This is a genomic window from Erwinia sp. MYb375 (assembly GCF_037479175.1).
GTDB classification, from domain to species: domain Bacteria; phylum Pseudomonadota; class Gammaproteobacteria; order Enterobacterales; family Enterobacteriaceae; genus Erwinia; species Erwinia rhapontici.
On the sequence record NZ_JBBGZS010000022.1, the window covers coordinates 158,698 to 180,730 of the forward strand.

The following is a 22,033-nucleotide window of genomic DNA, read 5'->3' on the forward strand; positions in this document are numbered from 1 at the left end:
ATGGTTAAAATTCATGCCCCTGCCTCAATAGGCAACGTCAGCGTTGGCTTTGACGTCCTCGGGGCTGCGGTGTCGCCGGTTGATGGCACCCTGCTGGGCGACTGCGTGACCGTGGAAGCGGCCGACGAATTTAGTCTGCACAATGAAGGCAGTTTTGTTAGCAAGCTGCCGGCAAACCCACAGGATAATATCGTTTATCAGTGCTGGGACCGCTTCTGCGAAGCCATTGGCAAACGCGTGCCGGTGAAGATGACGCTGGAAAAAAACATGCCGATTGGCTCCGGCCTCGGCTCCAGCGCTTGCTCGGTAGTGGCCGGTCTGATGGCGATGAACGAACACTGCGGTAAACCGCTGAATGATACGCAACTGCTGGCGTTGATGGGCGAGCTGGAAGGGCGGATTTCCGGCAGCGTTCATTATGACAATGTGGCCCCTTGTTTCCTGGGCGGCATGCAGTTGATGCTGGAAGAGAACGGCATTATCAGCCAGGAAGTGCCAGGCTTTGATGACTGGTTGTGGGTGATGGCTTACCCGGGAATTAAAGTGTCCACCGCCGAAGCCCGTGCGATCCTGCCTGCGCAGTATCGTAAAGAGGACATTATCCGGCACGGTCGCTATCTCGGCGGCTTTATTCACGCCTGCCACACGCAGCAGCCCTTGCTGGCCGCCAAACTGATGCAGGACGTGATTGCGGAACCGTACCGCACCAAATTGTTACCGGGCTTCAGTGAAGCCCGTCAGGCCGCTGCGGATATCGGCGCACTGGCCTGCGGTATTTCTGGCTCTGGCCCAACGCTGTTTGCCGTGTGCAATCAGCGGGATACCGCACAACGTATGGCAGACTGGCTCCGCCAGCACTATCTGCAAAATGATGAAGGCTTCGTCCATATTTGCCGTTTAGACACGGCAGGCGCACGCAAACTGGGATAACGCATGAAACTGTATAATCTTAAGGATCACAACGAGCAGGTCAGCTTCGCCCAGGCGGTGAAGCAGGGGCTGGGTAAACAGCAAGGCCTGTTCTTTCCACTGGAATTACCTGAATTCGAACTGACTGACATCGATGCGATGTTGGAAATGGATTTCGTGACCCGCAGCAGCAAAATCCTGTCGGCTTTTATCGGCGATGAGATCGACGCTCATCAGCTGCATGAGCGCCTGAAAACGGCATTCACCTTCCCGGCACCGGTCGTAGACGTCACTGACGATATTGCCGCGCTGGAGCTGTTCCACGGCCCGACGCTGGCGTTCAAAGACTTCGGCGGTCGTTTTATGGCGCAGATGCTCTCTTATGTCAGCGGTGCGGATGAGAAAATCACCATTCTGACGGCAACCTCGGGTGATACCGGCGCTGCTGTGGCTCATGCCTTCTACGGTATGGAAAACGTGCGTGTGGTGATCCTCTATCCTCAGGGCAAAATCAGCCCGTTACAGGAGAAGCTGTTCTGCACCCTGGGCGGTAATATTCAGACCATCGCGATTGACGGCGATTTCGATGCCTGTCAGTCACTGGTTAAGCAGGCATTTGACGATGAAGAGCTGAAGAAGGCCATTGGCCTCAACTCCGCAAACTCTATCAACATCAGCCGTCTGCTGGCGCAGATTTGTTACTATTTTGAAGCCGTGGCGCAACTGCCGCAGGAAAAACGCAATCAGCTGGTCATCTCTGTGCCAAGTGGTAACTTTGGTGACCTGACGGCTGGTCTGCTGGCGAAGTCACTTGGCCTGCCAGTGAAACGTTTTATTGCTGCCACTAATGCCAATGACACCGTGCCACGCTTTCTCGTCAATGGTGAATGGGCGCCGAACGTGACCGTTGCCACCTTGTCGAATGCGATGGATGTCAGCCAGCCGAATAACTGGCCGCGAGTGGAAGAGATCTTCCGCCGCAAAATCTGGCGCTTGCAGGATCTGGGTTACGGTGCCGTTGATGATGAAACGACTAAAGCCACGATGCGCGAGCTGGCCGATCTTGGCTATCTGTCTGAGCCTCATGCGGCGATTGCTTATCGCCTGCTGCGCGATCAGCTTCAGGACGGTGAGTTTGGTCTGTTCCTGGGGACGGCCCATCCAGCGAAATTTAAAGAGAGCGTGGAAGCGATCCTTGATCAGAAGCTGCCTTTACCGGAAGCACTGGCCGAGCGCGCGGATCTGCCGCTGTTGTCGCACAACATGAAAGGTGAGTTTGCGGATCTGCGTGAGTTCTTACTGAAGAAATAATTCGATACGCAGGGGCGAGGCATGCCTCGCCCTGGGTCAGGCGTGCCTGACCCTACTCGTGACGCTTAAACACCAGCTCATTCCCTTTGCTCGCATCCGCATCAAAAGCATATCCGTCCACATCAAATTTCTTCAGCTGTTCAGGCTGGGTCAGCTCATTTTCAATGATGTAACGGCTCATCAGTCCTCGTGCCTTTTTGGCATAGAAGCTGATCACTTTAAACTTGCCGTTCTTCTCATCGAGGAACACCGGTTTGACGATCTCAGCGTTCAGCAGCTTCGGCTTCACGGCTTTGAAGTATTCATCGGACGCGAGGTTAATCAGCACCGAGTCCCCTTGCTCTGCCAGTGCGGCATTCAGCGCATGAGTCAGCTTATCGCCCCAGAAGCTGTAGAGGTCTTTGCCTGCCGGGTTGGCCAGTTTAATCCCCATTTCCAGACGATAAGCCTGCATCAGATCCAGCGGGCGCAACAGGCCATACAGGCCGGAGAGCATACGCAGATGCTGCTGGGCAAAATCAAAGGCGGCTTCGCTAAAGGTTTCTGCCTGTAATCCAGTATACACGTCACCTTTGAAGGCAAGGATCGCCTGGCGGGCATTGTCCGGCGTGAAGTCAGGCTGCCAGTCATTAAAGCGTTCAGCGTTCAGTACGGCCAGTTTGTCGCTGATATGCATCAGCGAGCTGATATCAGCCGGAGAGAGTTGACGCGCCACGGCGATCAGCTTCTGCGACTCGTCCAACAGCATGGGCTGGGTATAACGTTTTGTCGCCAGCGGGCTTTCAAAGTCCAGCGTCTTAGCCGGAGAAATTACCATTAACATGCTCGCGTCCTTGTAGTTCATTAGCGGAAAAAGAATCTGCGCCTACTGTAGCAAAAAAGTGAGGTCGGGTGACGAATCGCTGCCATTGGTGACTGATGATGACCGGACAATCCCCAGAGAAAAAAGGGCTTTATGACGGCAGTTTTATCCGGTTGTGGCGTGATGATTTACGCCCCTTGCATGGTGAGGTACGCGTGCTATCATCCGGGGCAGACATTTTCAACACCCTGACAAATCAACTTTGATGAGAATGACAACTATGACGGACAAATTATCTTCCCTGCGTCAAGTCACTACCGTTGTTGCTGATACTGGCGACATCGCAGCGATGAAACTCTACAAACCGCAAGATGCAACCACCAACCCTTCTCTGATCCTTAGCGCTGCACAGATTCCTGAATACCGTAAGCTGATCGACGAAGCGGTAGTATGGGCGCGTGAGCAGACCAGCAACAAAGAAGAGCAGGTGTCTTACGCTGCCGATAAGCTGGCTGTGAACATCGGTCTGGAAATTCTGAAACTGGTCCCTGGCCGTATCTCTACCGAAGTAGATGCCCGCCTGTCTTACGACACCGAAGGCAGCATCGCGAAAGCACGTAGCCTGATCAAACTGTATAACGATGCCGGTATCAGCAACGACCGCATCCTGATCAAACTGGCCTCAACCTGGCAGGGTATCCGTGCTGCAGAACAGCTGGAAAAAGAAGGCATCAACTGTAACCTGACGCTGCTGTTCTCCTTCGCGCAGGCGCGTTCTTGTGCCGAAGCCGGTGTGTTCCTGATTTCTCCGTTTGTAGGCCGTATCCTCGACTGGTACAAAGCCAACACCGATAAGAAAGAATATGCGCCAAACGAAGATCCGGGCGTTGTATCGGTGACCGAGATTTACGAATACTACAAACAGCACGGTTATGAGACTGTGGTGATGGGCGCAAGCTTCCGTAACGTTGGCGAGATCATTGAGCTGGCGGGTTGCGATCGTCTGACCATCTCTCCAGGCCTGCTGAAAGAGCTGGCTGAGACTGAAGGCAGCGTTGAGCGTAAGCTGGCCTACAGCGGTGAAGTTAAAGCCCGTCCGGCTAAAATGACCGAATCTGAGTTCCTGTGGCAGCACAACCAGGATCCAATGGCCGTACAGAAACTGGCTGAAGGCATCCGTAACTTTGCCATCGACCAGGGCAAACTCGATAAGATGATTGCCGATCTGCTGTAATTGATCGCGTGGCCGGGAAACTGGCCACTGTTTTTGTTTTTGATCTCTATATGAATGCTTAACACATCAACCTTAATATTGATGGCGATAACAATTTTTAACCAATATTGATCCCTTATTATGTAATCAAATTTCCTGATTGAAGTTTTAGTCTGGCGACCTCTTCAAGCAATTCTTTTTCAGTTAAATCACCAGCGTCAATAAGTTCGGGATCAGAGCAGTACGCATCTACTGCAGAAAAAACAGAATCAAAATAGCGTTGCGTGTTTTCATCTGATTTTTTAACGTTGTCAGCATCTCTGTAGCATCGCCATTCTTTTAGATAACTCACTTCGAAATCTGATGCTGAAATATTCCTGGAGAGAAAAGAATCAATCAGCGCAATCATCTTCGATTCATATTGATTAAAAAACATTGCTATTTCCTTTAAGGTCAATACGTTGCTGAGTGGATAGCTTCCATCCTGAAATGAATGTGCCATCCGGCATAGTTATAATATCAAGATTGGTTTCAGTGTTGTAGTAATGATAAACATCCTGTTTCCAACGATATTTACCAGAAATTTTCTGTGTTGATGGTGAATCAATATGGTTTTTCAACGCTTGTTCAAATAATTGAAGGTTTGTAGCGTTTGGAGATCCTGTTATGCCGAAATCACCAGCATGTTTGAATTTTTTCTGTAGCTGCTTTTGTGAGAACTGAACTGCGTTCGATGGTGATTTTTTAAATCTTTTTGACGCAGTGGAAACAGATTCGAATTCACTTAATGCATTTAGTTTACCTATACTTAACCCCGCTGCAATCGAAGCAACAGCAATCGCAGCGCCTTTAGTCGTCTCGTTCAGTACCTGGTCATATCCCTTAACCGCATCGCCGCCCAGTTGCTCTGCGGTTTTCCTGAATCCTGCGACATTCCCATTATACACGCCACCGGCGGCCAGCAGTCGCCCGGCTGCTTTGCTGTTGAGCATTTTCCCCGGTGGGGATTGCTGGCCGGAGTCACCGATATAATGCTTTTTCAGGGTGGGGGCGGGTTTTTTGCCGTGATGACGTTTCAGACATTCTTCATAGGCTCTCCTGACTGCCTGCTCGAACGGTGAGTCGCGGAGATCCCTGGAACCGCCATAAACCAGATTGCTGTCTGCATCGAAATAAAATAGATGGTGAAAAGGATCTCAGCGTTCTGAAGTATCAATGCCGATAATACGACCCCTATTGAGGTCGCACTCTGTGGCATTATAAATAGGATCGTAGCCACTTATGCCTGAGTATTTGTCGGAAGGGTTAAAGCGATCGTTATTGGCGGATTTCCGCTGCGGGAGATCAACGGATGCGTCTTGCCTGGCATAGCGCCGATAATCCATTTCATAATAAATTCGGGCATTGTCGAATGCTACGCGGGGCGTCTGAACGAATTGAAAATCCCGTGGAGACAGTTGTCTTCCAGCTTCCTGCGTCTGATATAAACAGAACATACATCCTCGCGTGTTTATCCATAAACAACACAGGGATATTAATCTCTTTTGTGTACAAAAAGCAATCATCTGTTCGCGCTATACATCCGGCTTTACTATGGTTTATCCTTCCTTTATCCCCCTTGCACATACAGCGAAAACCCTATGAATACACTACGCATTGGATTGATTTCCGTCTCCGACCGGGCCGCAAATGGCATCTATCAGGATCAGGGATTACCGGCCCTTGAGGCGTGGTTGTCTGAGGCGTTAACCACGCCATTTGACATTGAAAAACGTCTGGTGCCTGATGAGCAGCCGATGATTGAGCAGGCGATCTGCGAACTGGTCGATGAGTTGTTCTGCCATCTGGTACTTACCACCGGGGGAACCGGCCCGGCCCGGCGCGATGTCACACCGGATGCGACGCTGGCGATTGCTGACCGGGAAATGCCGGGATTTGGTGAACAGATGCGGCAGATTAGCCTTAACTTTGTACCCACCGCGATCCTTTCACGCCAGACGGCAGTAATCCGTAAACAGTCGCTGGTGATCAACCTGCCGGGACAACCTAAGTCGATTCAGGAGACGCTGGAAGGTCTGAAAGACAGCGAGGGTAATACGCAGGTACATGGCATCTTTGCCAGTGTCCCGTACTGTATTCAGCTGCTGGAGGGGCCCTACATGGAGACTGATCCGAAGGTCGTAGCAGCATTTCGTCCTAAAAGCGCACGGCGCGAAACAAACAACTAAAAAATCGTTTTTTCAGGCATAAGATCCAGCGTCCACTGCTGTGGCAGAAAATTGACGGTATAGTCATCTCAGCTTTACAAACGCTAACTATACGGCTTTCTTCTGACTCTGGATTTTCGTGAATAATTATGTCCCATGATCATGCGCGTCACCTCAACCGGCACGACTACAAGACGTTAACTCTGGCTGCGCTGGGTGGCGCACTCGAATTTTACGACTTTATTATCTTCGTTTTTTTCGCCAGCGTCATCGGCGACCTGTTTTTCCCTTTAGGTCTCCCTGACTGGTTGCGTCAGTTTCAGGCCTATGCGATTTTTGCTGCCGGTTATCTTGCCCGCCCGCTGGGCGGTCTGATTATGGCGCACTTCGGGGATAGCCAGGGACGCAAGAAAATGTTCAGCCTGAGCATCTTGATGATGGCATTGCCCACGCTGGCGATGGGGCTGCTGCCCACCTACGCCTCGATCGGTATTGCTGCGCCGATACTCCTGCTACTGCTGCGTGTGTTGCAGGGGGCTGCAATTGGCGGTGAAGTACCGGGTGCCTGGGTGTTTGTCGCCGAACACGTGCCGGAGAAACGGATTGGTTTTGCATGCGGAACACTGACCGCCGGTCTGACCTTCGGTATTCTGTTGGGGTCGCTGGTGGCAACATTGATTACCACCACCATGAGTGCGCAGGCCGTCGCTGAAACCGGCTGGCGTATTCCCTTCCTCCTGGGCGGCGGCTTTGGCCTGCTGGCGATGTACCTGCGCCGCTGGCTGCATGAAACACCGGTCTTTCTCCAGATGAAGCAGCGTAAAACGCTTTCAGCCGAGCTGCCGTTGATCACGGTGTTATTTCGTCATAGCCATGGCGTGGTGGTGTCGATGCTGCTGACCTGGCTATTGTCGGCCTGTATTGTCGTGGTCTTGCTGATGGCGCCCGCATTACTGCAAAAGTTACATGGCCTGCCCGCCGCGTTGACGCTTCAGGCGAACAGCCTGGCAACGGTGATGCTGATTTTTGGCTGTATTATTGCCGGGGCCTTGGTGGACCGTATCGGTGCTGCCACTACCCTGATAGTGGGAAGCCTGTTAATGGCCGCCTCCAGTTGGGCGTTTTTCCATGTGGCTGCACAGTCGCCGGAATATCTCTTTATTGCCTATGCGGTCGCCGGGTTGTGTGTCGGTGTGGTGGGCGTGGTGCCGTTCGTGATGGTGAGTGCGTTCCCGGCAAAAGTGCGTTTTACCGGTATCTCCTTTTCTTATAATTTCGCCTACGCCTTTTTCGGCGGCCTGACGCCGATGGCGTTGACGCTGATGTTGAAGCTGTCACCAATGTCACCCGCTTACTATGTGTTGGCACTGGCGGGGATAGGCGTTCTGGTCGGCTGCTGGCTGCGAGGTGAAGCCGGGCAACAGGCACTATTAAAGCAGATCAGCGCACAATAACGCGCCAGCGTAGCGTTTTACGGGTCAGCTCAGGCTGGCCCGTTAGCTTTTTAGGGCAAAGTGAAAATTTTTTTCGTTCTCCCCCTTGATGCCGCGTCGCCCGGCCCCATCTTAGTTGGCATCCGAAGCGACGGACCTGGAAAAAAAAGCGTAGGGCGAGCAGTTGAAACTGTAAAAAATGCCCGCATTAATGGTTCATAAGCTGATTTGAATTGAATTTAAGTGGGAGATGTTTAAATGGGTAAGATTATTGGTATTGACCTGGGCACAACGAACTCTTGTGTAGCTATCATGGATGGCGGCAAAGCGCGTGTACTGGAGAATGCAGAAGGCGATCGTACAACACCTTCGATTATTGCTTACACCCAGGATGGTGAAACGCTGGTAGGTCAGCCTGCTAAACGTCAGGCCGTGACTAACCCGCAGAATACCCTGTTTGCGATCAAGCGCCTGATTGGCCGTCGCTTCCAGGACGAAGAAGTACAGCGTGACCTGAAAATCATGCCATTCAAAATCGTTGGCGCTGACAACGGTGATGCATGGCTGGACGTGAAAGGTCAGCGCGTGGCTCCGCCACAGATCTCAGCAGAAGTGCTGAAAAAAATGAAGAAAACGGCTGAAGACTATCTGGGTGAACCAGTGACTGAAGCGGTTATCACTGTACCGGCATACTTCAACGATGCACAGCGTCAGGCAACTAAAGATGCCGGTCGTATCGCTGGTCTGGAAGTAAAACGTATCATCAACGAACCAACCGCAGCGGCTCTGGCCTACGGTCTGGATAAAGGTCAGGGTAACCGCACTATCGCGGTATATGACCTGGGTGGTGGTACTTTCGATATCTCTATCATCGAAATCGATGAAGTTGATGGCGAAAAAACCTTTGAAGTTCTGGCAACCAACGGTGATACCCACCTGGGTGGTGAAGACTTCGACAGCCGTATGATCAACTACCTGGTGGCTGAGTTTAAGAAAGATCAGGGCATCGATCTGCACAACGATCCCCTGGCTATGCAGCGTCTGAAAGAAGCGGCAGAAAAAGCGAAGATCGAACTGTCTTCTGCACAGCAGACTGACGTCAACCTGCCGTACATCACTGCTGATGCGACGGGTCCTAAACACCTGAACATCAAAGTGACCCGTGCGAAACTGGAATCACTGGTAGAAGATCTGGTTGCTCGTTCTATCGAGCCGTTGAAAGTGGCTCTGCAGGATGCGGGTCTGTCCGTCTCTGAAATCAACGATGTGATCCTCGTTGGTGGCCAGACGCGTATGCCAATGGTTCAGGCGAAAGTGACCGAGTTCTTCGGTAAAGAGCCACGTAAAGACGTGAACCCGGATGAAGCTGTTGCTGTTGGTGCAGCGGTTCAGGGTGGCGTGTTAGCGGGTGAAGTAAAAGACGTACTGCTGCTGGACGTGACTCCGCTGTCGCTGGGTATCGAAACCATGGGCGGTGTGATGACGTCGCTGATCGCCAAGAACACCACTATCCCAACCAAGCATAGCCAGGTGTTCTCAACGGCTGAAGACAACCAGTCTGCCGTGACCATCCATGTTGTGCAGGGTGAGCGTAAACGTGCTGCGGATAACAAATCTCTGGGTCAGTTCAACCTGGACGGTATCCAGAGCGCACCACGCGGTATGCCTCAGATCGAAGTCACTTTCGACATCGACGCCGATGGTATCCTGCATGTGTCAGCGAAAGACAAGAACAGCGGTAAAGAGCAGAAAATCACCATCAAGGCCTCTTCCGGTCTGAACGACGAAGAGATCGAAAAAATGGTGCGTGATGCGGAAGCCAACGCTGAGTCTGACCGTAAGTTCGAAGAGCTGGTTCAGGTACGCAACCAGGGCGACCAGTTGTCACACAGCACGCGTAAGCAGTTGGACGAAGCGGGCGATAAACTGCCAGCGGATGACAAAGCGCCTATCGAAGCTGCATTGACCGAACTGAACTCGGCGCTGAAAGGCGAAGACAAAGCGGATATCGAAGCTAAGATCCAGGCTCTGATGGAAGTGTCCAGCAAGCTGATGGAGTTCGCTCAGCAGCAGCAGGCCGCTGGCGGCGCAGCAGATGCGACCGATGGCGCGAAGAAAGACGATGATGTTGTCGACGCTGAATTTGAAGAAGTGAAAGACAACAAAAAATAATCGCCCTTGAGCGGGCAAGGTGGCGCGTCATGCGCCATTGATTACCAGCACGGGCGTCGGAGAAATCCTACGCCCGTGCATGCATGTTAAGGGCAGGATCAATAACAATGGCGAAGAGAGACTATTACGAGGTTTTAGGCGTTTCCAAATCGGCGGAAGAGCGTGAAATCAAAAAGGCTTATAAACGCCTGGCAATGAAGTTTCACCCCGATCGTAACCAGGGTGAAGGTGCCGAAGAACAATTTAAAGAGGTCAAAGAAGCCTACGAAATTCTGACCGATGCGCAGAAACGTGCGGCTTACGATCAGTATGGACATGCAGCCTTTGAACAGGGCGGTATGGGCGGTGGCGGTCATGGCGGCTTCGGCGGCGGTGGCGGTGCTGACTTCAGTGATATCTTTGGCGACGTATTTGGCGATATCTTTGGCGGAGGCCGCCGTCAACAGCGTGCTGCACGCGGCGCTGATTTACGCTACAACATGGAGCTGTCGCTGGAAGAAGCGGTACGCGGCGTGACCAAAGAGATCCGCATTCCAACGCTGGAAGAGTGTGATGTTTGCCACGGTAGTGGTGCGAAAGCCGGTACCAAACCGCAAACCTGTTCAACCTGTCACGGTGCTGGCCAGGTACAGATGCGTCAGGGCTTCTTCACCGTACAACAGGCTTGTCCGACCTGTCATGGTCGTGGCTCGGTGATTAAAGATCCGTGTAACGCCTGCCGTGGTCACGGCCGGGTTGAGCGTTCGAAAACCCTGTCGGTGAAAATTCCGGCGGGTGTCGATACCGGTGACCGCATTCGTCTGACCGGCGAAGGGGAAGCGGGTGAGCACGGTGCGCCATCAGGCGATTTGTATGTGCAGGTTCAGGTGCGCAAGCACAATATCTTTGAGCGTGAAGAGAACAATCTGTACTGCGAAGTGCCAATCAACTTTGTGATGGCTGCGCTGGGTGGCGAGATTGAAGTACCAACGCTGGACGGCCGCGTGAACTTGAAAGTGCCTGCGGAAACGCAGACGGGTAAACTGTTCCGTATGCGCGGTAAAGGTGTGAAATCAGTACGTGGTGGTGCACAGGGTGACCTGTTATGCCGCGTTGTGGTGGAAACGCCAGTCAGCCTGAGCGAGAAGCAGAAATCGCTGTTACGCGAACTGGAAGAGAGCTTTGGCGGCCCCTCCGGTGAGAAGAACAGCCCGCGTTCTAAAAGCTTCTTCGATGGCGTGAAAAAGTTCTTTGACGATCTGACTCGTTAATCGCAACGGCTCCCTGGTAAGCCAGGGAGCCGATACATCAATAAATCCTCTGTATTCCCCTACCTTCCTGTTTTTTTATCTCTCTTTCAGGTGAATTTTTGGTGCAATCTCTTTGAAAGTCCCATTATTATTTCTTAATGTTGCATTGAGTATCTGATTGTTATTAGATGTCGCTTCAATTTATCTAATGGAATTGGGTTCATGAAAAAGATTCTGGCAATTGCCGCCTTCGCTGTTCTGCTTTCTGGCTGTGCTCAACAAACTGTCCAGCTGAAACACAATCAGGTTGCTGCACCTAAGCAGGTGACCACTCACCACTTCTTCGTGTCGGGTATCGGCCAGAAGAAAACGCTGGATGCTGCGGCAATCTGTGGCGGTGAGGATAAAGTGGATCGCGTTGAAGTTCAGCAGACCTTCGTCAACGGCCTGCTGGCTGTCGTGACTTTAGGTATTTACACCCCACGTGAAGCACGCGTTTACTGCGCACTGTAAGTTGTTAACAGTGTGGTAAGAAAGCCGCTTCGTGCGGCTTTTTTTACGTCCTTAACCTGGCTGAGATTCGCATTTATCCGCGCCTTATTTTTCATTCCCTCTCAATAACTCGTCAATATTGAGGTGGTGTGAGGGTATAAACTGTTTTTTTCCAGCGGTTTAAACACGTATGCTGTCGGTCATCTGAAGCTTATTCACTGAGATTAACAGCGGAGTCTGTCATGACCCTCTTTTTCAAAAAACTCTTAAAAAACGATGCTACCGGCGGCGTGGTGCTGATTATCGCTGCGGCCGTCGCTATGTTCCTCGCTAATAATGCCAGTACTCAGCAGGCTTATCAGGCCATTCTGGCCATGCCGGTGCAGTTCCGTTTCGGTGCCCTGGATATCAACAAAGATCTGCTGTTATGGATCAATGATGCATTGATGGCACTGTTTTTCCTGATGATCGGCCTGGAAGTGAAACGCGAACTGATGATGGGGTCGTTGAAGGGGCGGGAGCGTGCGATGTTCCCGCTGATTGCGGCCTTAGGCGGTATGTTGGCCCCGGGACTGATCTATGCGGCTCTGAATCATAATGACGCGCTGGCGATACACGGCTGGGCGATACCTGCTGCCACCGATATTGCTTTTGCGCTGGGGATTCTGGCGCTACTGGGTAGCCGCGTGCCACCGGCGTTGAAGATGTTCCTGATGGCACTGGCCGTCATCGATGATTTAGGGGCGATTGTCATTATCGCTTTTTTCTACACCAACGACCTGTCGATAGTTTCGCTGGGAGTTGCTGCGGCATCTATCGTTGCGCTGGCCCTGTTGAACCTGTGTGGTGTGCGTAAAACCTCGGTCTATCTGCTGGTCGGGATGGTGCTGTGGGTGGCAGTGCTGAAGTCTGGCGTGCATGCCACGTTGGCGGGGGTGATTGTCGGTCTGTTTATTCCTCTGAAAAAACAGGATGGGCACTCGCCGTCGATTGAACTGGCGCATGGTCTGCACCCGTGGGTGAGCTGGCTTATCCTGCCGCTGTTTGCCTTTGCCAATGCCGGTGTTTCCCTGACGGGAGTCTCGGTTGACGGATTGTTCTCGATGGTGCCGTTGGGGATTATTCTGGGTCTTTTGGTGGGTAAACCGCTGGGGATCACGCTGATTTGCTGGTTGTCAGTGAAACTGAAGATTGCCGTTTTGCCGGAAAACACCAAGATGGTGGATATTGCCGCTGTGGGTGTGCTGTGTGGCATCGGCTTTACCATGTCTATCTTTATCGCTTCACTGGCATTTGACGCCGCCCATGAAGAGATGGTCACGCTGGCCAAGCTAGGGATCCTGAGCGGATCGGTACTGTCTGCTGTGGTGGGATATATTCTGCTGCGGATTAAACTGCCTCCGCAATCATCACATTAATGACGCGGTAACTGATGGAACGGTAGGTGTGGCCTTTTTCAGGTCGCACCTGCTGGCTGTACCCTCAAAAAAAAGAAATAAAAAAACCGCCGGAGCGGTTTCTTTATCAAAGCTTGATTAACACGCTGACATTAAGCCAGTTTGCTGATCTGTGCAGCCAGATTTGCTTTATGACGTGCAGCTTTGTTCTTGTGGATCAGGCCTTTAGCTGCCTGACGGTCCACAATTGGTTGCATGTCATTAAATGCATTCTGCGCAGCTGCTTTATCGCCAGTAGCGATAGCCGCGTAAACTTTCTTGATGAAAGTACGTAACATTGAGCGACGGCTAGCATTGTGCTTGCGACGGTTCTCAGACGTTACGGCGCGTTTCTTAGCTGATTTGATATTAGCCAAGGTCCAACTCCCAAATAGTTCTATGAGGACAATTCAAAGGCCGAGGAATATGCCCTTTTCGCCTTCGGTTGTCAATGGATTTGTGCAAATAAGCGCCGGTCAAACAGTGGCACTTGATTACGTTTCGATGGCGCAAGATTCTACCAGCTTCATCCAGGCGAATACAGCTTATTCACAAGAAAAATATCATACCACGCTGGATCAGCACCCTACAGAGCGAAATGGGGAGAAGAAAGCATGAAAGCCCGAATTCGTGGGTTAACCTTCACGGCTGTACAAGGTATAATCCGCCGATTTCCACAAATTTGAGCCAGCCATGAAGTTTATCCGCGGCATACATAACCTTAGAGAGCAGCATCGCGGCTGCGTACTGACTATCGGGAATTTCGATGGCGTACATCGCGGTCATCAGGCGCTGCTAGCGCAACTGTGCAAAGAAGGGCGTCAGCGCAATTTGCCAGTGATGGTCATGCTGTTTGAGCCTCAGCCGCTGGAGCTGTTTGCGGCGGAAAAAGCCCCTGCACGGCTGACACGCCTGAGGGAGAAAGTGCGCTACCTCGAACAGGCCGGCGTCGATGCCGTGCTGTGCGTGCGTTTTGATCGCCGCTTTGCGGCCCAGACGGCACAGAGCTTTGTCGCCGATCTTCTGGTCGATAAGCTGGGCGTAGCGTTCCTCGCTGTAGGGGATGATTTCCGCTTTGGCGCTGGTCGCCAGGGCGATTTCCTGTTATTACAGAATGCAGGTGTCGAGTATGGCTTTGATGTCATCAGTACCCAGACATTCTGCGATGACGGAAAACGCATCAGCAGCACGGCGATTCGCCAGGCACTGGCAGAAGATAACCTGTCGATGGCCAATGCCCTGCTGGGGCGTCCTTTCAGCATTTCTGGCCGTGTCGTGCATGGCGATGCATTGGGCCGCACCATAGGTTTCCCTACGGCTAACCTGCCGCTACGTCGCACCGTCTCCCCGGTCAAAGGGGTGTATGCCGTGGAGGTGTTGGGGCTGGGGTCACATCCGTTAGCCGGTGTGGCAAATATCGGCACCCGACCTACCGTTGCAGGGCTGCGTCAGCAGCTGGAAGTGCATCTGCTGGATGTCTCTATCGACCTTTACGGGCGCCATATTGAAGTGGTACTGCGTGATAAAATACGTAACGAGCAGCGCTTTGCCTCGCTCGACGCACTGAAAGAACAAATTGCAAACGATGTGGTGACTGCCCGAACTTTTTTTGGGCTGAAGACATCGGTTTAAGTTTACATAGAACCGACATACGGAACCGAGAATCTGATGAGTGACTATAAATCTACCCTGAATTTGCCGGAAACGGGGTTCCCGATGCGTGGCGATCTGGCCAAGCGCGAACCGGGCATGCTGCAACGTTGGTATGATGACAAGCTGTACGGCATCATTCGCGAAGCCAAGAAAGGGAAAAAAACCTTTATTCTGCATGATGGCCCTCCCTACGCGAACGGCAGCATTCATATTGGTCACTCCGTTAACAAGATTCTGAAAGACATTATCGTTAAGTCGAAAGGCATGGCGGGCTATGATTCGCCGTATGTTCCAGGCTGGGACTGTCACGGTCTGCCTATCGAGCATAAAGTTGAGCAGATGATCGGTAAGCCGGGCGAGAAAGTCAGCGCATCCGAATTCCGTGCTGCCTGCCGTAAATATGCCGCCGAGCAGGTGGAAGGGCAGAAAGCCGACTTTATCCGCCTCGGAGTGCTGGGTGACTGGGATCGTCCGTATCTGACGATGAACTTCCAAACCGAAGCCAACATCATCCGTGCCCTGGGTAAGATCATCGGCAACGGCCACCTGCACAAGGGCGCAAAGCCGGTGCACTGGTGCCTGGACTGCCGCTCTGCGCTGGCTGAAGCGGAAGTGGAGTATTACGACAAAACCTCCCCGTCTATCGATGTGATGTTCAATGCCGTCGAGAAAGACGCGGTGCAGGCAAAATTTGGCGCAGGCCATGTTGATGGTCCTATTTCCCTGGTGATCTGGACCACCACGCCGTGGACGATGCCGGCTAACCGCGCTATCTCTCTGCATCCTGAATTCGACTACCAATTGGTGCAGATCGAGGGCCGTGCCCTGATCCTAGCGAAAGACATGGTCGAGAGCGTAATGAAGCGCGTTGGCGTGGCTGCATGGACCGTGCTGGGTGAAGCGAAAGGCGCTGACCTTGAACTGATGGGCTTCCAACATCCGTTCCTCGGCCACACCTCTCCGGTGGTGCTGGGTGAGCACGTGACGCTGGAAGCCGGTACCGGTGCCGTTCACACTGCGCCTGGCCACGGCCCGGACGACTATGTGATTGGCCAGAAGTACGGTATTGAAGTCGCTAATCCGGTCGGCCCGGACGGCAGCTTCCTGCCAGGCACTTACCCGACGCTGGACGGCGTTAACGTATTTAAAGCCAACGATATGATCGTTGAATTGCTGCGTGAGAAGGGTGCTCTGTTGCATGTTGAGAAACTGCATCACAGCTACCCACACTGCTGGCGCCACAAAACGCCGATCATCTTCCGTGCAACCCCGCAGTGGTTTATCAGCATGGATCAGAAAGGCTTGCGTGCGCAGTCGTTGAAAGAGATCAAAGGCGTGCAGTGGATCCCGGACTGGGGCCAGGCGCGTATTGAGTCGATGGTGGCTAACCGCCCTGACTGGTGTATCTCCCGTCAGCGTACCTGGGGCGTGCCGATGGCGCTGTTTGTCCACAAAGACACTGAGCAGCTGCACCCGGATTCTCTGGAACTGATGGAGAAGGTGGCGAAGCGGGTTGAGCAGGACGGTATCCAGGCATGGTGGGATCTCGATGCCCGCGACCTGATGGGCGCTGATGCTGACAACTACGTTAAAGTGCCGGATACCCTGGACGTATGGTTCGATTCAGGATCAACCAGTTACTCGGTGGTTGATGCGCGCCCTGAGTTTGGCGGTAACGAACCTGATTTATATCTGGAAGGTTCGGATCAGCACCGTGGCTGGTTTATGTCCTCGCTGATGATCTCCACTGCGATGAAAGGCAAAGCGCCATACCGCCAGGTACTGACGCACGGCTTCACCGTCGATGGTCAGGGCCGCAAGATGTCCAAATCCTTGGGCAACACCGTCAGCCCACAGGACGTGATGAACAAGTTGGGTGCCGATATCCTGCGTCTGTGGGTGGCATCGACCGATTACTCCGGTGAAATTGCTGTCTCTGACGAAATCCTTAAGCGTTCTGCCGACAGCTATCGTCGCATCCGTAACACCGCGCGTTTCCTCCTGGCGAACCTCGCCGGTTTCAACCCGGAAACCGATCTGGTGAAACCGGAAGAGATGGTCATCGTTGACCGCTGGGCTGTGGGCCGTGCACTGGCTGCACAGAATGATATCGTCGCTTCTTACGAAGCCTACGATTTCCATGAAGTGGTACAGCGTCTGATGCAGTTCTGCTCGGTTGAGATGGGTTCATTCTATCTGGATATCATCAAAGATCGTCAGTACACCGCGAAGTCAGATGGCCTGGCGCGTCGTAGCTGCCAGACCGCGCTGTGGTACATCGTAGAAGCGCTGGTGCGTTGGATGGCACCAATCATGTCCTTTACCGCGGATGAAATCTGGGGCTATCTGCCGGGCAAACGCAGCCAGTATGTGTTTACCGAGGAGTGGTTCGACGGGCTGTTCAGCCTGGAAGACAACCAGCCAATGAACGACAGCTACTGGGCTGAACTGCTGAAAGTCCGCGGTGAAGTCAATAAGGTGATCGAGCAGGCGCGTGCTGATAAGCGTATCGGTGGTTCTCTGGAAGCCAGCGTAACGCTGTACGCTGATGCTGACCTGGCGGCGAAGCTGACCAGCCTGGGTGAGGAGCTGCGCTTTGTGCTGCTGACCTCAGGGGCTCAGGTGGCTGACTATGCACAGGCGACAGACGATGCGCAGCAGAGCGACGTGGTAAAAGGTCTGAAAATTGCCCTGCATAAAGCAGAAGGTGAGAAATGCCCACGCTGCTGGCATTACACTAGCGATATCGGCCAGAACGCTGAACACGCCGATGTGTGCGGTCGTTGTGTCACTAACGTCGCGGGCAGCGGCGAACAGCGTAAGTTTGCATGATGAGCAGACCTGTTCTCTCAACCGGATTGCGCTGGCTGTGGCTGGTGCTGGTGGTGATTGTCATTGATTTCGCCAGCAAGCAGTGGATTATGAATAATCTGATGCTGCACGAATCGATGCCAGTGATGCCGTACTTTAACTTCTTTTATGCTCACAACTACGGCGCGGCGTTCAGCTTCCTCGCCGATAAAGGTGGCTGGCAGCGCTGGTTCTTTGCCGGTATTGCCATTGCCATCGTCGTGGTGCTGCTGGTGATGATGTACCGCACCAGCGCGAGCAATAAACTGAATAACATCGCCTATGCGCTGATTGTGGGTGGCGCAGTGGGCAACCTGTTTGACCGGTCATATCATGGCTTTGTGGTGGACTTCATCGATTTCTATGTCGGTGACTGGCACTTTGCCACGTTTAATATTGCTGACTGCGGTATCTGTATTGGTGCCGCGCTGATCGTGCTGGAAGGGTTCCTGAGCCCGAACGGCAAACAGGCTAAGAATAAAGGGTAAGGCATGACCGATTCTGTACAGCGTGACAGCGCAGTGCTGGTGCATTTCACCTTAAAACTGGCGGATGGTTCCACGGCGGAATCCACGCGCAGTCACGGTAAACCGGCACTGTTTTGCCTCGGCGATGGCAGCCTGTCCGAAGGGCTGGAAAGCCATCTTCTCGGGCTGAAAGCGGGTGAGACGTGTGCCTTTTCGCTGGATCCAGACGATGCGTTCGGCGGTATCAGCCCTGACCTGATCCAGTATTTCTCGCGCCGTGACTTTGTGCAGGCCGGGGAACCGGAAATGGGTGCCATCATGCTGTTCAGCGGCATGGATGGTAACGAGATGCCTGGTGTGATCCGTGAAATCTCCGGTGATTCGATCACCGTTGATTTCAATCATCCTCTGGCCGGGCAGACCATTCACTTTGACGTAGAAGTACTGGAGATTGATCCGGTACGGGAGACGAGCAATGCAGATCCTGTTGGCTAACCCGCGCGGTTTCTGCGCAGGCGTTGATCGCGCTATCAGCATTGTGGAGCGTGCGCTCGAGATGTATGGCGCACCTATCTACGTGCGGCATGAAGTGGTGCATAACCGTTATGTGGTCAATAGCCTGCGTGAGCGCGGGGCGATCTTTATTGAAGAGATCGCTGAAGTGCCGGATGGATCCATCCTGATCTTCTCTGCACACGGCGTGTCTCAGGCCGTTCGTGCTGAAGCGAAAGCGCGTGAGCTGACCATGCTGTTTGATGCCACCTGTCCGCTGGTCACCAAGGTGCATATGGAAGTGGCGCGTGCGAGTCGAAAAGGAACGGAAGCGATCCTGATTGGTCATGCGGGCCACCCGGAAGTGGAAGGGACAATGGGCCAGTACAACAACCCGAAAGGGGGAATGTATCTGGTGGAAGCGCCAGCAGATGTCTGGAAACTTCAGGTTAAAGATGAAGACAATCTGTGCTTTATGACGCAAACCACGCTGTCCGTCGATGACACCTATGAAGTGATCGATGCGCTGCGTGCCCGTTTCCCCAAAATTGTTGGTCCGCGTAAAGACGACATCTGTTACGCCACCACTAACCGTCAGGAAGCGGTGCGAACGCTGGCCCGTGACGCTGATGTGGTGCTGGTGGTCGGTTCGAAAAACTCCTCGAACTCAAACCGTCTGGCAGAGCTGGCACAGCGTGCCGGCAAGCTGGCACGTCTGATCGACTCCGCTGATGATATTCAGGAAGAGTGGGTGAGAGGTGTGGGTTGTGTTGGCGTCACTGCGGGGGCTTCGGCACCGGACATCCTGGTGCAACAGGTGATCGAACGGTTGAACTCACTGGGTGGCGTCGATGCCATCGAGCTGATTGGTCGCGAAGAGAACATTGTGTTTGAAGTACCGAAAGAACTGCGCGTGGAAGTTCGCCAGGTCGAGTAGGGCGCATTTTCTTCTGTCTGGGGCGACCTTTTTTCCGGTCGCCTTATTCCTTTAAGTTGTGAAATTGCAATAATTTCAATTACTTATCATCATGTCCACCCTCATTCGGATCGTACCATGTGTTGTGTTCATAAAAGAGGTTTACAACGTCACCACGGTCAAAAACGAAGGTGGCCGTGCCACTTGAATACAACCGCCATGTACCGAAAGATCCATCACTAAAATTTAAATCCCCCTCGGCGTAGCATGATGAATATCGTGCATCCATGACGACATAAGCTTCAACAGGATAGGCGTGATTAAAAAAGTTGATCGCCTGCTGCTGCGTGGGCACGAATTTTTTGCAGGCATTAATCTCATAGACATTGGTGACTTGTTTTAACGTTTTCCCGATGCTTGTGATGTTAAGCGAGGTTACCGATCGAGCCTGACTGTAAGTGGGGATTAGTAATATATTGATTAATATTAATTTTTTAATTATACCTTTTATTCTTACCATTTGGCGGTACTCGCCTCTGTTGGCGTTTTCCTTGCAATCTCCGGATGCCGATAAATTTCATTTGTGCTGATGCCCAACGACTCTTTTAACTGACTGATCAGCCATTTAAGTGATTCATTCTGCTGTTCAGTAACAGGATTATAGATAAGGTCTTTAGACTTTTTATTTATTGGGTCTTCTACCGCCAGTCCTACCATTTCAATACCAATTGCATCCGTGTTTGCCGGAAAGCGGTCGGGCCAGGTTTTTTTCCTCTCCCTGTCTGATGAACGACAATGCCGTTAACATGGGCGATGTTACCGTGATGAAGCGACGGGAAAATCTTTTTGGTAATCCTGACCGCATCGATATAGCCATTGGCATCGATATACAGCATGGTTCGTCCTTGTTTTGAGTGAGTTGTCATCTTTTTGTATGTTATGTAGCCCGTTCTGCTTGAGCAAGGCTGCCTGCCAATTTTCATTGTTTATCCACTCAACGCCCATCCCATTTTCCCTTCCCCAATCCTGACAAAATCTGTTTTACTGATAATCCTCACGCGCTGGCGTAAAATTCTTATTATCTGGTTTTAATTGTGGCGCAGACGTTAACCGCTGGTTAATCTGTATGCGGCTTGAATGAATAGAAATCTGTCAGGAATGAATAAATATGAGTAATACAGAAATCCGTATCGCCATTGTGGGAGCCGCAGGGCGTATGGGGCGTCAGCTAATTCAGGCAACGGTTCAGTCTGAAGGTGCGCGTTTGGGCGCAGCGCTGGTGCGTTCAGGTTCGTCGCTGACGGGCGCAGATGCCGGAGAGCTGGCAGGTTGTGGTGCTCTGGGCATTAACGTGACGGATAACCTTGATGCCGTCGTGAACGATTTCGATGTGTTGATCGACTTCACCCGTCCGGAAGGCACGCTGCATTATCTGGAATTTTGTCGTCAGCATAAAAAAGCGATGGTTATTGGTACCACCGGATTCGATGAGGACGGTAAAGCCGCCATCAAAGCCGCTTCTGCTGATATCGGCATCGTGTTTGCCGCCAACTTTAGTGTGGGCGTTAACCTGGTGCTGAAACTGCTGGAGAAAGCCGCCAAAGTGATGGGTGACTACGCGGATATCGAGATCATCGAAGCGCATCACCGTCATAAAGTTGATGCACCATCGGGTACCGCGCTGGCGATGGGGGAAGCGATTGCAGATGCAATGAACTGGAACCTGAATGAGCATGCGGTCTACAGCCGCGAAGGTTACACCGGTGAGCGCGAAGCACAGACCATTGGTTTTGCCACTGTACGTGCCGGAGATATCGTTGGTGAGCACACGGCGATGTTTGCAGATGTTGGCGAACGGGTAGAGATAACCCACAAGGCTTCAAGCCGCATGACCTTCGCTAATGGCGCAGTTCGTGCAGCAATATGGTTGAAAGCGCATAAAACAGGGCTTCATGATATGCGCAGTGTCCTTAATCTTGATGATTTATAAGTGTTGTGTACCATCGTGATGTGGTTATTTCAATCATAACTTTCTGATTGGAGGGGCAATAATTTTATTGCCCTTTTTATTTATGTAAAAATAATCGACTCGTTATTAAAAACGACTGTCATTGTTATAATTTATATTTATCTCTGTTTTTTACCCACCATAAACGCTATTTTTGACCATTTGGTCCACTTTTTTACTCTCTGCTCCCCAAAATTATGCACAAGCGCTCAGGCAACCGATTTTATGGCCAGGATGTGTCATGCTTTCAGGGTAAATCTTCCGGATTTACGCTCAGTTAGTTAAAAAACGCAGAAAAACATCCTCACAGGGTAGACAATAGAGAGGGCGATCATTAGAATGCGCCCAATTTGCCAAAAACTGAGCAGTCAGGCAGTTTTTGCATTGATTTCGGGGTCATTCCTGAATTAATATGCATATATTGTGACTGTTTATTCCCTGGA

22 protein-coding genes are annotated in these 22,033 nt (G+C 52.1%); 15 read left to right on the forward strand and 7 right to left on the reverse strand.

Annotated elements, in window-relative coordinates; genetic code table 11:
* Both thrB and thrC read left to right on the forward strand, forming a co-directional pair.
* Complete coding sequence (gene thrB / locus WH279_RS12735; protein WP_339456997.1) at positions 1-930, forward strand: homoserine kinase; 930 nt, start codon at positions 1-3, stop codon at positions 928-930.
* 3 nt (positions 931-933) lie between these two features.
* Positions 934-2,220, forward strand: coding sequence for a threonine synthase (gene thrC / locus WH279_RS12740; protein WP_133842370.1), 1,287 nt, complete (start codon positions 934-936; stop codon positions 2,218-2,220).
* Between the two features lie 52 nt (positions 2,221-2,272).
* Here the strand turns inward: thrC and yaaA are convergent, their stop codons facing one another.
* Positions 2,273-3,043, reverse strand: a complete 771-nt coding sequence (gene yaaA / locus WH279_RS12745; protein WP_339457000.1) for a peroxide stress protein YaaA — start codon at positions 3,041-3,043, stop codon at positions 2,273-2,275.
* A 259-nt stretch (positions 3,044-3,302) separates the two neighbouring features.
* On the opposite strand from yaaA, the gene tal reads away from it, so the two are divergent.
* Positions 3,303-4,256: a transaldolase gene (tal, locus tag WH279_RS12750; protein ID WP_133842368.1), complete on the forward strand. Its 954-nt coding sequence runs from the start codon at positions 3,303-3,305 to the stop codon at positions 4,254-4,256.
* A gap of 118 nt (positions 4,257-4,374) precedes the next feature.
* Here the strand turns inward: tal and WH279_RS12755 are convergent, their stop codons facing one another.
* Both WH279_RS12755 and WH279_RS12760 read right to left on the reverse strand, forming a co-directional pair.
* Entirely contained in the window at positions 4,375-4,671 is a 297-nt protein-coding gene (locus WH279_RS12755) for a colicin immunity domain-containing protein (RefSeq protein ID WP_200641696.1), read from the reverse strand.
* Positions 4,661-5,227: a colicin D domain-containing protein gene (locus tag WH279_RS12760; RefSeq protein WP_339457003.1), complete on the reverse strand. Its 567-nt coding sequence runs from the start codon at positions 5,225-5,227 to the stop codon at positions 4,661-4,663. Before WH279_RS12760 ends, WH279_RS12755 begins: the two co-directional genes overlap by 11 nt.
* A gap of 648 nt (positions 5,228-5,875) precedes the next feature.
* Here WH279_RS12760 and mog point away from each other — a divergent pair.
* The 6 genes from mog (at position 5,876) to nhaA (ending at position 13,186) form a co-directional block, all read left to right on the forward strand.
* On the forward strand, positions 5,876-6,463 hold the full coding sequence (gene mog, locus WH279_RS12765; protein ID WP_200641903.1) for a molybdopterin adenylyltransferase: 588 nt from the start codon (positions 5,876-5,878) through the stop codon (positions 6,461-6,463).
* Between the two features lie 128 nt (positions 6,464-6,591).
* On the forward strand, positions 6,592-7,896 hold the full coding sequence (locus WH279_RS12770) for an MFS transporter (protein WP_339457007.1): 1,305 nt from the start codon (positions 6,592-6,594) through the stop codon (positions 7,894-7,896).
* A 237-nt stretch (positions 7,897-8,133) separates the two neighbouring features.
* The gene (gene dnaK, locus WH279_RS12775) at positions 8,134-10,047 is read left to right on the forward strand and encodes a molecular chaperone DnaK (protein ID WP_339457009.1); all 1,914 of its coding nucleotides are present in this window, start codon (positions 8,134-8,136) and stop codon (positions 10,045-10,047) included.
* Between the two features lie 107 nt (positions 10,048-10,154).
* Complete coding sequence (gene dnaJ, locus WH279_RS12780) at positions 10,155-11,297, forward strand: molecular chaperone DnaJ (RefSeq protein ID WP_200641687.1); 1,143 nt, start codon at positions 10,155-10,157, stop codon at positions 11,295-11,297.
* A gap of 201 nt (positions 11,298-11,498) precedes the next feature.
* Entirely contained in the window at positions 11,499-11,789 is a 291-nt protein-coding gene (locus tag WH279_RS12785) for a Bor family protein (RefSeq protein ID WP_200641686.1), read from the forward strand.
* 221 nt (positions 11,790-12,010) lie between these two features.
* Positions 12,011-13,186: a Na+/H+ antiporter NhaA gene (gene nhaA, locus WH279_RS12790; RefSeq protein ID WP_339457011.1), complete on the forward strand. Its 1,176-nt coding sequence runs from the start codon at positions 12,011-12,013 to the stop codon at positions 13,184-13,186.
* Positions 13,187-13,317: 131 nt separating this feature from the next.
* Here nhaA and rpsT read toward each other — a convergent pair whose 3' ends face one another.
* Positions 13,318-13,581, reverse strand: coding sequence for a 30S ribosomal protein S20 (rpsT, locus tag WH279_RS12795; RefSeq protein ID WP_133842352.1), 264 nt, complete (start codon positions 13,579-13,581; stop codon positions 13,318-13,320).
* A 316-nt stretch (positions 13,582-13,897) separates the two neighbouring features.
* On the opposite strand from rpsT, the gene ribF reads away from it, so the two are divergent.
* The 5 genes from ribF to ispH are packed head-to-tail and all read left to right on the forward strand — an operon-like array spanning position 13,898 to position 19,603.
* Complete coding sequence (gene ribF, locus WH279_RS12800) at positions 13,898-14,836, forward strand: bifunctional riboflavin kinase/FAD synthetase (protein WP_200641684.1); 939 nt, start codon at positions 13,898-13,900, stop codon at positions 14,834-14,836.
* A 36-nt stretch (positions 14,837-14,872) separates the two neighbouring features.
* Positions 14,873-17,689 carry an isoleucine--tRNA ligase gene (gene ileS, locus WH279_RS12805; protein ID WP_200641683.1) on the forward strand — a complete coding sequence of 939 codons (2,817 nt, stop codon included), beginning with the start codon at positions 14,873-14,875 and terminating at the stop codon, positions 17,687-17,689.
* Complete coding sequence (gene lspA, locus WH279_RS12810) at positions 17,689-18,195, forward strand: signal peptidase II (RefSeq protein ID WP_339457091.1); 507 nt, start codon at positions 17,689-17,691, stop codon at positions 18,193-18,195. Before ileS ends, lspA begins: the two co-directional genes overlap by 1 nt.
* Before the next feature lie 3 nt (positions 18,196-18,198).
* Complete coding sequence (gene fkpB, locus WH279_RS12815) at positions 18,199-18,669, forward strand: FKBP-type peptidyl-prolyl cis-trans isomerase (RefSeq protein WP_200641682.1); 471 nt, start codon at positions 18,199-18,201, stop codon at positions 18,667-18,669.
* Entirely contained in the window at positions 18,650-19,603 is a 954-nt protein-coding gene (gene ispH, locus WH279_RS12820) for a 4-hydroxy-3-methylbut-2-enyl diphosphate reductase (protein ID WP_133842347.1), read from the forward strand. Before fkpB ends, ispH begins: the two co-directional genes overlap by 20 nt.
* A gap of 79 nt (positions 19,604-19,682) precedes the next feature.
* Here ispH and WH279_RS12825 read toward each other — a convergent pair whose 3' ends face one another.
* Genes WH279_RS12825 through WH279_RS12835 form a run of 3 tightly spaced genes read right to left on the reverse strand, consistent with a single transcriptional unit; the run spans position 19,683 to position 20,478 of the window.
* Positions 19,683-20,102 (reverse strand): hypothetical protein, encoded by a 420-nt coding sequence (locus tag WH279_RS12825; RefSeq protein ID WP_339457015.1) that lies wholly within the window; start codon positions 20,100-20,102, stop codon positions 19,683-19,685.
* Positions 20,096-20,299: a hypothetical protein gene (locus WH279_RS12830; RefSeq protein WP_339457017.1), complete on the reverse strand. Its 204-nt coding sequence runs from the start codon at positions 20,297-20,299 to the stop codon at positions 20,096-20,098. Before WH279_RS12830 ends, WH279_RS12825 begins: the two co-directional genes overlap by 7 nt.
* Positions 20,293-20,478 carry a hypothetical protein gene (locus WH279_RS12835; protein WP_339457019.1) on the reverse strand — a complete coding sequence of 62 codons (186 nt, stop codon included), beginning with the start codon at positions 20,476-20,478 and terminating at the stop codon, positions 20,293-20,295. The genes WH279_RS12830 and WH279_RS12835 overlap by 7 nt, the downstream gene beginning before the upstream one ends.
* A 272-nt stretch (positions 20,479-20,750) precedes the next feature.
* Between WH279_RS12835 and dapB the strand changes: the two genes are divergently transcribed.
* On the forward strand, positions 20,751-21,572 hold the full coding sequence (gene dapB / locus WH279_RS12840) for a 4-hydroxy-tetrahydrodipicolinate reductase (RefSeq protein ID WP_200641679.1): 822 nt from the start codon (positions 20,751-20,753) through the stop codon (positions 21,570-21,572).
* Positions 21,573-22,033: the final 461 nt, after the last annotated feature.

Excerpts from the sequence above, each read along its gene's own strand:
- thrB (WP_339456997.1), top strand. The coding sequence starts at position 1 with ATGGTTAAAATTCATGCCCCTGCCTCAATAGGCAACGTCAGCGTTGGC.
- thrC (WP_133842370.1), top strand. The coding sequence starts at position 934 with ATGAAACTGTATAATCTTAAGGATCACAACGAGCAGGTCAGCTTCGCC.
- yaaA (WP_339457000.1), bottom strand. The coding sequence starts at position 3,043 with ATGTTAATGGTAATTTCTCCGGCTAAGACGCTGGACTTTGAAAGCCCG.
- tal (WP_133842368.1), top strand. The coding sequence starts at position 3,303 with ATGACGGACAAATTATCTTCCCTGCGTCAAGTCACTACCGTTGTTGCT.
- WH279_RS12755 (WP_200641696.1), bottom strand. The coding sequence starts at position 4,671 with ATGTTTTTTAATCAATATGAATCGAAGATGATTGCGCTGATTGATTCT.
- WH279_RS12760 (WP_339457003.1), bottom strand. The coding sequence starts at position 5,227 with ATGCTCAACAGCAAAGCAGCCGGGCGACTGCTGGCCGCCGGTGGCGTG.
- mog (WP_200641903.1), top strand. The coding sequence starts at position 5,876 with ATGAATACACTACGCATTGGATTGATTTCCGTCTCCGACCGGGCCGCA.
- WH279_RS12770 (WP_339457007.1), top strand. The coding sequence starts at position 6,592 with ATGTCCCATGATCATGCGCGTCACCTCAACCGGCACGACTACAAGACG.
- dnaK (WP_339457009.1), top strand. The coding sequence starts at position 8,134 with ATGGGTAAGATTATTGGTATTGACCTGGGCACAACGAACTCTTGTGTA.
- dnaJ (WP_200641687.1), top strand. The coding sequence starts at position 10,155 with ATGGCGAAGAGAGACTATTACGAGGTTTTAGGCGTTTCCAAATCGGCG.
- WH279_RS12785 (WP_200641686.1), top strand. The coding sequence starts at position 11,499 with ATGAAAAAGATTCTGGCAATTGCCGCCTTCGCTGTTCTGCTTTCTGGC.
- nhaA (WP_339457011.1), top strand. The coding sequence starts at position 12,011 with ATGACCCTCTTTTTCAAAAAACTCTTAAAAAACGATGCTACCGGCGGC.
- ribF (WP_200641684.1), top strand. The coding sequence starts at position 13,898 with ATGAAGTTTATCCGCGGCATACATAACCTTAGAGAGCAGCATCGCGGC.
- ileS (WP_200641683.1), top strand. The coding sequence starts at position 14,873 with ATGAGTGACTATAAATCTACCCTGAATTTGCCGGAAACGGGGTTCCCG.
- lspA (WP_339457091.1), top strand. The coding sequence starts at position 17,689 with ATGAGCAGACCTGTTCTCTCAACCGGATTGCGCTGGCTGTGGCTGGTG.
- fkpB (WP_200641682.1), top strand. The coding sequence starts at position 18,199 with ATGACCGATTCTGTACAGCGTGACAGCGCAGTGCTGGTGCATTTCACC.
- ispH (WP_133842347.1), top strand. The coding sequence starts at position 18,650 with ATGCAGATCCTGTTGGCTAACCCGCGCGGTTTCTGCGCAGGCGTTGAT.
- WH279_RS12825 (WP_339457015.1), bottom strand. The coding sequence starts at position 20,102 with ATGGTAAGAATAAAAGGTATAATTAAAAAATTAATATTAATCAATATA.
- WH279_RS12830 (WP_339457017.1), bottom strand. The coding sequence starts at position 20,299 with ATGGTAGGACTGGCGGTAGAAGACCCAATAAATAAAAAGTCTAAAGAC.
- WH279_RS12835 (WP_339457019.1), bottom strand. The coding sequence starts at position 20,478 with ATGCTGTATATCGATGCCAATGGCTATATCGATGCGGTCAGGATTACC.
- dapB (WP_200641679.1), top strand. The coding sequence starts at position 20,751 with ATGAGTAATACAGAAATCCGTATCGCCATTGTGGGAGCCGCAGGGCGT.